We start from the raw sequence: 12,634 nt of genomic DNA, 5'->3' as shown, positions 1-12,634 counted from the left end.
ATGAGCAGTGGCAGTGAGGCCCGCGAGCGATCCCGGGAGGGGGCCGATCAGCACGGCGAGTCCCGCTCCGAGCGGATCAACCGCGAGCTCATGGAGCTGCTCAACGAGCTGCGCGTGGCGCTGCCCGGGGTGCAGTTCCTCTTCGCCTTTCTCCTCGTCGTGCCGTTCCAGCAGCGGGTCACGCAGATCACGGACTTCCAGAAGGACGTCTACTACGTGACCCTCGTGGCCGCCGTGGTCGCCACCGGCCTGCTCATCGCGCCCGCCGCCCAGCACCGCATCCTGTTCCGCCAGCACGACAAGGAGAAGCTGCTGCACCGGAGCAGCCGCTCCGCGCTCGCCGGCCTGATCGTCCTCGGGATCGCGCTCTGCTCGGCGGTGCTCCTGGTGGTGGACATGCTCTTCAGCCCCCTGCAGGCCTGGATCACCGCGGGCATCGTCGCCGTCCTGCTGGGCTGGTGGTGGTTCGCCACCCCCCTGGTGAAGCGGGCGCAGGGCACGGCCGACGACGAGGACGACGACGACCGCTAGGAAGGGCGTCCTAACCTGACGGCGTGACCTCGACGGCCGCCCGCCCCTCCGCGCCGCCGTCGAGGGATCCGGCACCCGCCCGTCCCCGCCCGTGGTGGGCGCTCGAACTGCTGCCCCCGCTCCTGGTGCTGCTGCTCGGCGGCCTGCTGCTGCGCCCGGGGCACGGGCTGTGGTTCGACGAGCTGTTCACCGCCGAGGTGGCGCGGCTGCCGCTGTCCGACATCCTCGCCGCCGTCGCCTCGGGCGAGGGGACGACGAGCTACCTGGCCGGCGTCCCGCCGTCGTACAACGCGCCCTACTACGTGGTGGCGCACCTGTGGGTCTCCCTCCCGGGCCTGGGGAGCGACACGGCGCTGCGGATCTTCTCGCTGCTCGCGACCGCCGGCGGCCTGGCGCTGATCACCCGCGCCGTCACGCGGCTGGCCGGCCGGCCGGCCGGAGTGCTCGCCGGCACCGTGCTCGCCGCCTCCCCTCTCGTGCTCGAGCAGGCCGTGGAGGCGCGCAGCTATGGCCTCGCCGTCCTGGCCACCGGCGGCGCCGCGCTCGGCCTGGCCCGCCGGCTGGCCGGTGCCCCGCGCGGGCTGCTGCTGTTCGGGCTGGCCGGCGCCGCTATGGGGCTGGCGCACTGGTACGCGGTCACCGTGCTCGCCGCGTTCGTCGTCGCCGGCCTGGCGCTGCGCGGCCGGGGCGCCCTGCCGCTGCTCGCCGTCGGCGTCCTCGCCGCCCTGCCGACGGCGGCCCTGGTCGGGGTCAACCTGCTCAACGGCACCGGCGCCCACAACGCCGAGCACCTGCGCGACACCGGCGGCCGGCTCGCCGACCTGGCGCTGACGGCGTGGGCCGGGCACGCGCGGGCGCTGCTCTTCCTCACCGTCGTGCTGGGGGTCGTCGGGGCGCTGCGCGCGACCGGCGTGCGGGTGGTCGCGGCGGCGTGGGCCGTCGTCCCGCTGCTGCTGCTCACCCTCGCCGAGCTGGTGCGGCCGGTGTACCTGCCGCGCTACCTGCTGGCCGGCCTGCTCGGCGTGGGGGTCCTGGCCGCGGCCGGCGCCTGGGCCCTTCCCCGTGCCGCCCGGCTGCCCGTCGGCGCGCTGCTGGTCGCCTGCTCGCTGCTGGCGTCCGCGCCGCTGTTCGACCGGGAGGCGCGGGAGCGCTCGGACGACGTCGTCCGCTTCCTGGCCGCGGGTCGGCAGGCCGGCGAACCGGTCGTCGCCGCCGACCAGCGCTCGGCGCTGGGGCTGGACCACTACGTGCGGCTGCTGGCGCCGGAGCTGAGGCCCGACCTGGTCCTGCCGCCGGACGACGCCCCCGCCGGCGCGGACCGCGTGTGGGTGGTCCGCCGGCTGATCGACGGCGAACCCGAGCCGACGGACGACGACGCGATCCTGCTCGCCGCCGGCCTGCGGCTGACCGCCGAGCGCGAGTTCCCCGGCTCGAAGACCGACCTCGTCGTCCAGCTCTGGACGCGGTGAGGAGGAACGTGGTGAACCGTCGTCTCATCCGAGCGCTCGCCGGCCTCGGCGGGCTGTGGGGGCTCGCGCTGCTCGTGCGGCCCGAGCAGGTCGCCGCGGCGCTGTGCCCGGAGTTCCCGCGGTCGAGGCTGTGGGTGGCGCGCGTGCTGGGCGCCCGGCTGGTGGCGCAGTCCGCGGTGGTCCTCGCCGTCCCCGATCGGAGGCCGGTGCGCGTGACCGCCGCCGTCGAGGCGCTGCACGCGACGAGCATGGTCCCGCTGCTCGGGTCGCCCCGGTACCGCCGGGCTGCCGTGATCAGCGGCGGGTGGGCGGCCGGCTACGCGGCCACCGCCGCGGCCCTGGCCCCACCGTCGTAGGGAGCCCTCAGAGGCAGTACGGGCAGGGCTCCTGGCCCAGTGCGACGCAACGCACGCAGGTGAGCAGTTCCTCAGGGTCGGCGCTCTTCGGCACCAGGGCGTCGGCGCCGGCGGCCGCCGCCCGCGGCCGGGCGCCGTCGCCGTCGGCGGTCAGCACGACCACCCGCGGTTCGGGTGCGAGCGCGCGGAGGGCCTCGGTGGCGGCCAGGCCGTCCATCACCGGCATGTTGAGGTCCATGACGATGACGTCGGGGCGCAGGCGGGCGGCGGCGTCCACGACCTGCGAGCCGTCCTCGCAGGCGCCGACGACGGTGAGGCCCGCCTCCTGGGAGAGCAGTTCGGCGAGCATCTCCCGCACGAGCGCGTGGTCGTCCACGACCAGCACCCGGATGTCCTGGTCGTGCAGCTGCTCGGGGGCGCTGGTGCGTCCGCTCACTCGCCGCCTCCCTGGACCTGGACCTGGACGTCCACCCGCCCCCGCGGATCCCGGGGATACCCCGACTGCGGCCGCGCAACCCCTCTTGCCGGCATCCGCCACGCTCACCCCCGCCGCCGCGCGCGCAGCGCCCACAGCAGCGAGCGCACCGACTGGACGAGCCGGCCGCGGGCGGACCACGCGGAGTCCCCCTCCGGGCGCGGGGCGCGGATCACCGGCACGCTGGCCACCGGCAGCCCCGACCGGCCGATCGCGAGCACCACGCTCGGCGCCTGCGCGGCGACGACGGCGTCGCGGGCGCTCTTGCGCATCGCCAGGAAGGCCCCGGCGTCCGGCGGCAGGCCGGTGAGCCGGGCGGCGACCCGCCGGTGCAGCCCGCCGGTGACCCGCCGCAGCAGCGGCTCGTACGCGCCGCGGCGGCCGGCGAAGACCGCCGCGACGTCCCCGACGGCCAGCCGGTCGAGCAGCAGCGGCACCGCCTCTGGCGGGTCCTGCAGGTCGGCGTCCATGCAGACCCAGGCGTCGGCGTCCTCCGCTCCGGCCAGGCCGGTGGTGAGCGCGGCGTGCTGGCCGACGTTGACCGTCAGGCCGGTCACGGCGACCCGCTCGTCGGTCGCGGCGAGGTCGTGGGCCACGCGGACGCTGTCGTCGGGCGACGCGTCGATGACCAGCTGCAGGCGCCAGTCGTAGGCGGCGAGCGCGGCGGCCAGCCGCTCGCACAGCGGGCGCAGCGTGCGCGCGTTGCCGTACACCGGGACGACGACGCACACCCGCGGCGCGGTCCCGGGTCTCATGCCGCCGCCCACGTCCGGGCCAGGCCCTCGGCGAGGTCCACCGTGGGCGCCCAGCCGAGCAGGCGCCGGGCCGCGGCGGGGTCGCAGACCCAGTCCGCGGCGTCCCACTCCCGGCCCGGGTGCGCGCCCGGTGCCGTGGCGATCGGCCGGCCGGTCACCCGCTCGGCCGTGGCCACCAGCTCCGCCGTGCTCGTCTGCACGCCGGTGCCGACGTTGAGCACGCTGCCCGCCGGCAGGTGGTCGGCGCCCGCGGCGCGCACGCAGGCGTCGACGACGTCGCCGACCCACACCCAGTCGCGGCGGCTGACGTGCGCGGGCAGGGGCACGGTGCGGCCGGTGCGGGCCGCGGCCAGCACGACGGGCACCAGCCGGGTGGGGTGGTCGCCCGGACCGTAGACCTGGAAGGCCCGCAGCACGACCGCGCGCACGCCGCGCTCGGCGGCCGCGGCCTGCAGCAGCAGCGAGCCCGCGGCTTTGGTCGCCCCGAAGAAGCCACGCGGGCGCACCGGCGCGGACTCGTCGAGCGGACCGCTGCCGGCGGCGTACTCGGTCGACGAGCCGAGCCGCACCACGACGCGGCAGCGGTCGGGCAGCGCGTCGACCAGCCAGGGACTGGTGTTGACCGCCACCGTGGCCGCCCGCTCGGCCGCGGTCGCCTTGGCCCGGGCGGCGGCGAGGGAGAAGACGACGTCGGGATCGGCGGCCCGCACCGCGGCGGCGCCGGCCCGCGGGTCGGTCAGGTCGGCGTCGGCCCGGGTGAGTCCGACGACGTCCCAGCCGTCGCGCCGGAGGCGGTCGACCAGGTGCCGGCCGACGAATCCGCCGGCACCGGTCACGAGCGCCCTCACGCCGGGGCGGCCACCGGCGCCGCCTCGTGCCGGCCGGCGACGGCCGACACGAAGCGGGCGCGGTGCTCCGCGGCCTGCGCCGGGTCGGCCGCCCGCAGCCGCGTCAGGGCGTCGCGCAGCCGCGGCACCTCGACGAACGGGTCCCGGCCGGCCATGTCGGCGGTGAACGAGCGGCGCAGGAAGGTGAAGTCGGTGCCGATCCGGACCAGTTCGGCGGCCAGCAGCGCGCCCGGCACCGGGAAGCCGCCCCCGGGCAGGGTGAGGCCGGCGACCCCGAACGGCCGGCTCACCTCCGCGCGGACGGCGTCGACCGTGCCGTCGACCAGCGGGTGGAACAGCGAGTCCGACCGGCGGTCGATGCGCAGGTCGTTGAGGCCGACGTAGACGCGCGACAGCGGGCGGCGGGCCAGCTCGGCCGCACGGTCGACCGCGTCCTGCGTCTCGATGAGGATGCCGAGCCCGCAGCGGCCGGCCACCAGGTCGAGGGTGCGGTCGACCTCCTCGGGGGTCCGCACCATCGGCAGCAGGATCTCGTCGGCCCCGCGCGCGAGCGCGTCCTCGACCTCACCGGCGGTCCACGGGCCATAGCCGTTGATGCGGCACAGCAGCCGGCCGTCGAAGCCGGCCCGCATGCGGCTGAGGTCGGCCGGGGTGTCGGTGCTGATCTGGGTGTCCTCACCGGCCTGCCGGCGCGCCTTGCCGCGCCGTTCCCAGTCGACGACGATGCCGGCCGCACCGGCCGCGACCACGTCGGCGCCCCACTGCGGGTCGACCGTGAAGAGGAGGAGGTCCACGCCGGTTAGCTTAGGCATTCCTAACCCGAACTCACAGCCCGGGCACAACCGCGGTCAGAGCTGCCCGGCCACCAGGGGATGCGGGTCCTCCGCCGGGCGGGCCCCGCTCGGAAAGGGAAGGGCCGGGCCCACCACCGAGATCGACACGTCCTGCCCCTCCACCGGCAGCCGCGTGCCCTCGAGCCGCGCGCTGACGGTCGGGCCACCGGGCAGCTCGAGCCAGACCCGGGCGTCGTGCCCGTAGAAGTCGACGCTGCGCACGCGGGCGGCCGGCAGTCCTCCCCCGGGTTCGCCCAGCCGCAGCTGCTCGGGGCGGAGCAGCACGCGCGCCGGGCCGTCCGCCGTCCCGGCGACCTCGAGCTCGCCGAGGACGCACCGGGCCCGGCCGTCGCGGACCTCCGCGTCGAGGACGACGGCCTCGCCGACGAACGTGGCGACGTCGAGGTCGCGCGGGCTGCGGTAGAGCGTGCGCGGATCGGTGAGCTGCACCAGCCGCCCGCCGCGCAGCACGGCCACCTGGTCGGCCAGCGACAGCGCCTCGGCCTGGTCGTGGGTGACCAGGACGGCGGTGGCGCCGGCCGCGCGCAGCGCCGTCGCCACGGCCTGGCGGGTCTCCTCGCGCAGCGACGCGTCCAGGGACGAGAACGGCTCGTCGAGCAGCACGAGCGAGGGCCGCGGCGCGAGCGCCCGCGCGAGGGCCACCCGCTGCTGCTGGCCGCCGGAGAGCTGGTGCGGGTGCCGGCCGGCCAGGCCTTCGTCCAGGCCGACGAGGGTCAGCAGGTCGCGCACCCGTGCGGCGTCGCGGCGCTCGCGGCGGGGCAGTCCGAAGGTGACGTTGCCGGCCACGGACAGGTGCGGGAACAGCCCGCCCTCCTGGGGCACGAAGCCGATCCCCCGCCGGCGGGCGGGCACGCTGCGGCCGGCGCCGACGACGACGGCCTCGCCCACCGCGATCGAGCCGGAGTCGGGGTCGTCGAACCCGGCGATCAGCCGCAGCAGCGTCGTCTTCCCGCACCCGGACGGGCCGAGCAGGGCGGTGAAGCTGCCCGACGGCACGTGCAGGTCCACGCCGGTGAGCACGGGCGTGGCGCCGAAGGACTTCGTCACGTCCTGGACGGTCAGGGAGCTCATGTGGTCAGACCTCGTCGGGCATCACGGGACAGCAGGACGGTAGCCGGTGCGGACAGCAAGACCATGATCACGGCGTAGGGCGCCGCCGCGCCGTACTCCAGGGCGCTGCTGGCCGACCAGAAGGCCGTGGCCAGCGTCGTCGTCCCGGTGGGTGCGAGCAGCAGGGTCGCGGTCAGCTCCGTGACGACGGCGAGGAACACCAGCGCCGCGCCCGCGCCGATGCCCGGCGCCAGCAGCGGCAGGGTCACCCGCCGCAGCCGGTCGAGGGGCGAGGAGCCGAGCGAGGCGGCGACGTCGTCATAGAGCCGCGGCGACTGCTCCACCGCCGCCCGCACCGTCACGATCGCCCGCGGCAGGAACAGGATCGCGTAGGCGGCCAGCAGGACCGGCACCGTCTGGTAGAGCCACGGCGTCGCCCGGATGCTGATGGTCACCAGGGCCAGCGCGATGACGATCCCGGGGACGGCGCTGCCGAGGTAGGTGCTGCGCTCGAGGAGGGTGGCCACCCGCCCGCGCACCCGCACGGCCAGCCAGCCGGTGGGCACCGCCAGCGCGGTCGTGACCGCCGCCGCGGCCGCCGCGAGCGCCAGCGTGCTGCCGGTGGTGGTGACCAGCCGGTCGACGTCGAACGCGGTGGAGCTGCCGCGCACCAGCCAGGCGACCAGGGCGCCCAGCGGCACCGCCACGGCGAGGCCGACCAGCGCGCCCAGACCGGCGAGCGCGGGGCCCGTGAGCGCCCTCAGTGCCACCGGGCGGGGCGGCCGGGCGGCCCCGCGGCCGCTGCGGGCGTAGCCGCGCCGGCCGCGCAGCCGCAGCTCGGCCAGCAGCAGGAACAGGCAGAGCAGCACGAGGACGCCGGCCAGCATCGTCGCGCCGGGGCCGTTGAACGTGGCGCGGTACTGGTCGTAGATCGCCGTCGTGAAGGTCGGGTAGCGCAGCATCGCGAAGGCGCCGAACTCGGCCAGCAGGTGCAGCGCGACCAGCAGGCTGCCGCCGAGCACCGCCACCCGCAGCTGGGGCAGCTGCACCCGCCGGAAGACAGCCCAGCTGGACAGGCCCAGCCCGCGGGCGGTCTCCTCCAGCGCCGGGTCCAGGCCGCGGAAGGCGGCGACGGCGGGCAGGTAGACGAACGGGAAGTAGGACAGCGTCACGACCAGCAGGGCGCCGCCGTAGCTGTCCAGGCCGGGCAGCAGCGAGATCCACGCGTAGCCGTTGACGAACGCCGGGACGGCGAGCGGCGCGACCAGCAGCACGTGCCACACCCGGCGCCCCGGCAGCGACGACCGCTCCACCAGCCAGGCCGCCCCCACGCCCAGCAGCCCGCACAGGACCACCGTGCCGCCGACGAGCCGGGCGGTGTTCCACAGCAGCTCGGCGACCCGCGGCCGGAACACCAGCTCGCGCACGCCGCTCCAGCCGACGTCGGCGGTGTAGTAGGCGATGTAGCCCAGCGGCAGCAGCGCCAGGACGGCGACCGCGGCGGCGAGCAGCAGGGTCAGTGGATGCCGCCGCAGGGCTCCGCCGGCCCGGCTCCGGGCAGCCGCCACCGGGGCCGCGGGCGCCGGGGTGCGCCCCGGGCCTTCGGGGAGCCCGGTCGCGGCGGTCAGAGCAGGCCCACCTCCTGCATGAGCTCGGTGACCTGCGGCGCGTTGAGCGAGCCGGGGTCGATCTCGGGGGCCTGCAGCTCGGCCAGCGGGGGCAGCACCTCGGCCGACGCGACGTCGACGCCCACGGCGTACTCGAGCGCGTCGCTGTCCGCCAGCCGCTCCTGCGCGGCCCGGCTGGTGAGGTACTCGACCAGCTGCTGGGCCGCCTCGGGCTGGTCGGAGGAGGCCAGCACGCCCGCGCCGGACACGCTGACGAAGGCGCCCGGGTCCTGGTTGCGGAAGTAGTGCAGGACGACGTCGTCCCCGACGAGGCCGTTCTCCGCCTGGTCGCGGTACCAGTAGTAGTGGTACATCACGCCGACGTCGACCTCGCCCTCGTCGACGGCCTTCATGACCGCGGTGTTGCTGGCGTAGATCTCGGCGTTGCGCTGCAGCCCTTCCAGCCAGGCGCGGGTGGCCTCCTCGCCGCGCAGCTCCAGCACCGCGCTGACGATCGCCTGGAAGTCCGCGCCGCCCGACGCGATGCCGACCCGGCCCCGCCACTCGGGGTTGGCGAGGTCGAGGATCGAGGCCGGTAGCTCCTCCTCCGAGACCGCGTCCGGCTGGAAACCCAGCACCGTGGCGCGCGCGGCGAACCCGGTCCACGTGCCGGACGCCGGCCGGTACTGCGCGCCGACCTGGTCCAGCGTCGCCTGGTCGAGCGGGGCGAGCAGGCCCGCCTGGTCGACGACGTCGATCGACGGGCTGTTCTCGGTCAGGAAGACGTCGGCCGGCGAGGCGTCGCCCTCCTGCACGATCTGGTTGGCGAGCTCGGCGTCGTTGCCCTCGCGGAACTCGACCTCGATGCCGGTGTCGGCGGTGAAGTCCTCGAGCATCGCCCGGACCAGGCTCTCGTGCTGGGCGCTGTAGACGGTGAGCGTGTCGGCGTCCGACCCCCCGGAGTCGCCGCAGGCCACGAGCGCGCCGGCGACGCCGAGGAGGGTGAGCGAGAAGGCGGCTCTCCGGCCGTGCCAGGTCACGTGCGGTCCTCCCGAGAACATAGGCAAGGCACACCTAATCAGATGCGCGCGCACCTGCCGAGGGGGCGTCCTCCGGGCCGGACCAGAATTCCGGCGTGACCGCCGACGCCCCGTCCCTCCGCCAGGCCCGCTTCCCCGAGCTGAGCGGGCGCGAGGTGTACGGGCTGTGCCGGCTGCGGGTCGACGTGTTCGTGGTCGAGCAGCAGTGCCCCTATCCCGAGCTCGACGGCCGGGATCTCGAGCCGGGCACCGTGCACCTGTGGTTCGAGGCCGACGGCGAGCCGGTGTCGACGATCCGGGTGCTCGAGGAGCCGGCGGGGCGGGCCATCGGCCGGGTGGCCACCGCCGCGGGCTGGCGCGGTCAGGGGCTGGCCGCGCGGTTGCTCGAGGCGGGCATCGCCCTGTGCGGCGACGGCGTCCCGATCGTGCTGGGCGCGCAGGCGTACCTGGAGGGCTGGTACGAGCGGTTCGGGTTCCGGCGCAGCGGGCCGGGCTACGTGGAGGACGGCATCCCGCACGTGCCGATGCGGCGCGGCTGAGAGCGGGACACGGGTCCCCCGGCGGCCCGGCGCACCCCCGTCGCGCCGGGACACCACCCGTGGCCGCCGGGTGCACCATATCGGGCACGGTTCCGTTCCGCTTCACCCGGTCGGGGGTAGAACGTGCCCGCTCGTACGGTGTCCCGATGACCTCGGACGACGCCGCGCTCCTCCGGACGGCGGCCGACCGGCTCACCGAGCTGGCCGGGCGCACGACCGCCGGCGACTGGCGGATCGGCGGGCTGCTGGCCAGCCGGCCAGAGGTGGTCGCACACCGGCCGGACGGCGGCACCGAGCACGTGGCCGAGGCCCGCGCCGGCAGCGCCCGCTGGATCGCCGCCCTCTCCCCCGCGCTCGCCGGCCCGCTGGCCGACTGGCTGCGCGCCGCGGCGGGGCAGGACCGCCCGGACGACGCCGCCGTCCACCTCGCGCGGGTTCTGGTGGCGCGCCTGGGCTAGGCGGAAGCCCCGGTGTAGTGCCGCAGCCCCACCCGCCAGACCACCCGGGTCAGCGCGAACAGCGCCCCGGTGAACGCCACCGTGCCGAGCAGCACCCAGCCCGGGATGCCGCGGGTCAGCGCCGACGCGGGCACGGTGATCGCGAAGGCCAGCGGCAGCAGGAAGGTCAGCCCGATCCGCAGCCAGCCCGGGTAGATGCCCACCGGCCAGCGCCCGGCCTGGTAGAGACCCTCGAACAGCTCGACCAGCATGTCGATCCGCACGATCCAGAACGCGGTCACGCTGAGCAGCAGCCACACGCAGTAGAGCGCGACGGCGCCGCACACCAGCGCGAGGGCGAAGGCCAGGACGGCGGGCACCCCGACCGGGCGGCCGATCCGGACCAGGCCGACGACGACGAGCGCCGCGCCGACCAGCACGTCGACGGCCTGCCAGATGTCGAACTTCCGCACGCTGACGAGCAGCTGGCTGTCGGCCGGCTTGGTGAGCGGCCCGTCGAGGGTGCCCTCCTGCACGTCGACCATCAGCTGCTGCATGTTCGGCTGGATCACCGAGCGGATGACCCCGCCCATGAGCACGAAGACGCCCATGACGACGAGCAGCTCGTCGCCGCTCCAGCCGCGCAGCGAGTCGGTGTGCAGGAAGACCAGGGCCAGCACGGCCAGCGACGTCCCGACCGAGACCAGGGACTGCACCAGGCTCAGCACGAAGTTCACCCGGTACTGCAGCTCGTTCTGCACGCCCACGCGCAGGAAGGTGCCGACGACGGAGCGGGCCATCAGTTGCCCACCGCCGAGAACCGCCGGATCCCGAACCGCCAGACCACGGCGACCAGCGCGGTCCCCACCGCAATCCAGAGCCCCTGCTGGGCGAGGCCGAGCAGCAGCTCCCGGGTCGTGAGGTCGCCGGCCAGCACCTCGATCGGATAGCCGAACGTCGACGGGAACGGCGACGCGGCGGCCACGTCCTCGGCCCAGGCCGGCAGCAGCGCGAGCGGCAGCAGCCGGCCGGAGAGCAGCAGCTCCGCGGTGAAGAACAGCTGGTAGAGCGCGCCGACCCGCGTCGTCCAGAAGGTGACCATCCCGAGCACCCACAGCAGCAGCGAGCGGATCAGATAGGCGCCCCAGATCGCCGCGAAGAAGACGGCGCCCTCGAGCACCGAGACGTCGAAGGTCGGCCGGAACAGCAGGGCCAGCACCGCCGCGATCGGCAGCCAGAGCACGATCACGACGACCTTCCAGCCGGCGAAGTAGGCCAGGTCGTAGTGGATGGGGTGCACCGGGCGGACCAGCGCCCCGGACAGCTCGCCGCGCTGGATGCGCTCCTCCCACCCGTACGGCGTGAAGACGATGTTCATGTTCCGGACCAGCGTCCAGACGATGTAGTACGCGGCGAACGAGCCGGCCGTGATGCCCTCGACCGCGCCGCCCTGCGCCCGGGCCACCGTCTGCCACACCACGAGGTAGACGACGGGCTCGGCGACCATGCCGATCATGTAGAGGTAGTTCGCCGTCCGGTACTGGAACTGCGCCTGCACCGCCGTCGCGGCGACGACGCGGTAGAAGCCGAGCAGCCCGCCGGTCACGCCGGCTCCCGCGAGGTGGCGAAGACCTGCTCGATGACGTCCTCGACCGGCGGCTCCTCGATGGTCAGCCCGCTCACCGCGGTGTCGGCCAGCAGCGCGGCGGCCACGGCGGAGCTGCGCTCGGTCGGCACCCGCAGCACGACGCGCCCGTCGGCGTCCGGCGGCTGCACCACCTCCCCGTAGCGGGAGAGGTCGAGGGCCGGGTCGGGCAGGGTCACGGTGATCGTGCGGTGCGGCGAGAACCGGGCGGTCAGCTCGCGCAGGCCGCCGTCGTACAGGACGACGCCGCCGTCGATGACGATCACCCGCCGGCACAGGGCCTGGACGTCGGCCATGTAGTGGCTGGTCAGCAGCACCGACGCGCCGTGCCGGCGGTTGTACTCGGCGAGGAACGCCCGGATGCGCTTCTGGGCGGTCACGTCGAGCCCGATGGTCGGCTCGTCGAGGAAGAGCACCCGCGGCCGGTGCAGCAGGGCCGCCGCGATCTCGGCCTTCATCCGCTCGCCGAGGGAGAGGTTGCGGACGGGCTTCTTCACCAGGTCGCCGAGCTCGAGCAGCTCGACCAGCTCGTCGCGGGTGCGGCGGAAGTCGGCGTCGGGGATCCGGTAGATCGCCCGGTTCATCTCGAAGGAGTCCGCCGCGGGGATGTCCCACTGCAGCTGGTTGCGGTTGCCCATGACCAGGGTGATCTGCCGCAGGTGGTCCTTCTCCCGCCGCGACGGCGTGTGCCCGAGGACGACGGCCTCGCCGGAGGTCGGGTACAGCAGCCCCGAGAGCATCTTCAGCGTCGTCGTCTTGCCGGCGCCGTTGGGGCCGAGGAAGCCGACCACCTCGCCGGGGGCGATGTCGAACGAGACGCCGGCGACGGCGTGCACGTCGCGGTAGGTCCGGCGGACCAGGCTCTTCAGCGACGCGCGCAGGCCCGCCTCGCGTTCGGGCACCCGGAAGGTCTTGCGCAGGTCGCGCACCCGGATGGCGGGTTGGTCGTGCTCCACCCCCGGAACCTAACCGGGCGGCCGGTCGGGGTCGTGCCGATTACCGGAGGCGGCCGAGGGCGCCCGCCGCCT

Annotated in this window: 15 protein-coding genes; 5 read left to right on the top strand and 10 right to left on the bottom strand. The window is 75.4% G+C overall.

Annotation, left to right across the window (positions count from 1 at the left end):
- From ACWIYF_RS09280 to ACWIYF_RS09270, 3 genes are read left to right on the top strand one after another with little or no spacing between them, the layout of a single operon-like run.
- Positions 1-531, top strand: a complete 531-nt coding sequence (locus ACWIYF_RS09280; protein WP_448627833.1) for a DUF6328 family protein — start codon at positions 1-3, stop codon at positions 529-531.
- A gap of 23 nt (positions 532-554) precedes the next feature.
- Positions 555-2,000, top strand: a complete 1,446-nt coding sequence (locus ACWIYF_RS09275; RefSeq protein WP_448627832.1) for a hypothetical protein — start codon at positions 555-557, stop codon at positions 1,998-2,000.
- An 11-nt stretch (positions 2,001-2,011) separates the two neighbouring features.
- Positions 2,012-2,356 (top strand): hypothetical protein, encoded by a 345-nt coding sequence (locus ACWIYF_RS09270; RefSeq protein ID WP_448627831.1) that lies wholly within the window; start codon positions 2,012-2,014, stop codon positions 2,354-2,356.
- Between the two features lie 7 nt (positions 2,357-2,363).
- Here the strand turns inward: ACWIYF_RS09270 and ACWIYF_RS09265 are convergent, their stop codons facing one another.
- The 7 genes from ACWIYF_RS09265 to ACWIYF_RS09235 all read right to left on the bottom strand — a co-directional run bounded on the left by ACWIYF_RS09265 (position 2,364) and on the right by ACWIYF_RS09235 (position 8,985).
- Positions 2,364-2,792, bottom strand: a complete 429-nt coding sequence (locus tag ACWIYF_RS09265; protein WP_448627830.1) for a response regulator — start codon at positions 2,790-2,792, stop codon at positions 2,364-2,366.
- A 104-nt stretch (positions 2,793-2,896) separates the two neighbouring features.
- Entirely contained in the window at positions 2,897-3,586 is a 690-nt protein-coding gene (locus ACWIYF_RS09260) for a glycosyltransferase (protein WP_448627829.1), read from the bottom strand.
- Entirely contained in the window at positions 3,583-4,434 is an 852-nt protein-coding gene (locus ACWIYF_RS09255) for an NAD-dependent epimerase/dehydratase family protein (protein WP_448627828.1), read from the bottom strand. Before ACWIYF_RS09255 ends, ACWIYF_RS09260 begins: the two co-directional genes overlap by 4 nt.
- Positions 4,431-5,228, bottom strand: a complete 798-nt coding sequence (locus ACWIYF_RS09250) for an aldolase/citrate lyase family protein (protein ID WP_448627827.1) — start codon at positions 5,226-5,228, stop codon at positions 4,431-4,433. Before ACWIYF_RS09250 ends, ACWIYF_RS09255 begins: the two co-directional genes overlap by 4 nt.
- 54 nt (positions 5,229-5,282) lie before the next feature.
- Positions 5,283-6,359, bottom strand: a complete 1,077-nt coding sequence (locus ACWIYF_RS09245; RefSeq protein ID WP_448627826.1) for an ABC transporter ATP-binding protein — start codon at positions 6,357-6,359, stop codon at positions 5,283-5,285.
- Complete coding sequence (locus tag ACWIYF_RS09240; protein ID WP_448627825.1) at positions 6,356-7,906, bottom strand: ABC transporter permease; 1,551 nt, start codon at positions 7,904-7,906, stop codon at positions 6,356-6,358. The genes ACWIYF_RS09245 and ACWIYF_RS09240 overlap by 4 nt, the downstream gene beginning before the upstream one ends.
- A gap of 56 nt (positions 7,907-7,962) precedes the next feature.
- Positions 7,963-8,985: an iron ABC transporter substrate-binding protein gene (locus tag ACWIYF_RS09235; RefSeq protein WP_448627824.1), complete on the bottom strand. Its 1,023-nt coding sequence runs from the start codon at positions 8,983-8,985 to the stop codon at positions 7,963-7,965.
- Positions 8,986-9,080: 95 nt separating this feature from the next.
- Here ACWIYF_RS09235 and ACWIYF_RS09230 point away from each other — a divergent pair, with 95 nt between their 5' ends.
- Together ACWIYF_RS09230 and ACWIYF_RS09225 are read left to right on the top strand one after the other, a co-directional pair.
- A complete protein-coding gene (locus ACWIYF_RS09230; RefSeq protein WP_448627823.1) occupies positions 9,081-9,524 on the top strand; it encodes a GNAT family N-acetyltransferase in 444 nt (147 codons plus the stop codon).
- A gap of 146 nt (positions 9,525-9,670) precedes the next feature.
- Positions 9,671-9,982, top strand: coding sequence for a hypothetical protein (locus ACWIYF_RS09225; protein WP_448627822.1), 312 nt, complete (start codon positions 9,671-9,673; stop codon positions 9,980-9,982).
- Here the strand turns inward: ACWIYF_RS09225 and ACWIYF_RS09220 are convergent.
- Genes ACWIYF_RS09220 through ACWIYF_RS09210 form a run of 3 tightly spaced genes read right to left on the bottom strand, consistent with a single transcriptional unit; the run spans position 9,979 to position 12,562 of the window.
- On the bottom strand, positions 9,979-10,761 hold the full coding sequence (locus ACWIYF_RS09220) for an ABC transporter permease (RefSeq protein ID WP_448627821.1): 783 nt from the start codon (positions 10,759-10,761) through the stop codon (positions 9,979-9,981). The genes ACWIYF_RS09225 and ACWIYF_RS09220 overlap by 4 nt on opposite strands.
- A complete protein-coding gene (locus tag ACWIYF_RS09215; protein ID WP_448627820.1) occupies positions 10,761-11,567 on the bottom strand; it encodes an ABC transporter permease in 807 nt (268 codons plus the stop codon). The genes ACWIYF_RS09220 and ACWIYF_RS09215 overlap by 1 nt, the downstream gene beginning before the upstream one ends.
- A complete protein-coding gene (locus ACWIYF_RS09210; protein WP_448627819.1) occupies positions 11,564-12,562 on the bottom strand; it encodes an ABC transporter ATP-binding protein in 999 nt (332 codons plus the stop codon). The genes ACWIYF_RS09215 and ACWIYF_RS09210 overlap by 4 nt, the downstream gene beginning before the upstream one ends.
- Between the last annotated feature and the right edge of the window lie 72 nt (positions 12,563-12,634).

It is taken from the genome of Geodermatophilus sp. URMC 64 (assembly GCF_053502555.1).
The sequence above is the reverse complement of the archived record's forward strand: the minus strand, read 5'-3'. Positions and strand labels throughout refer to the sequence as shown.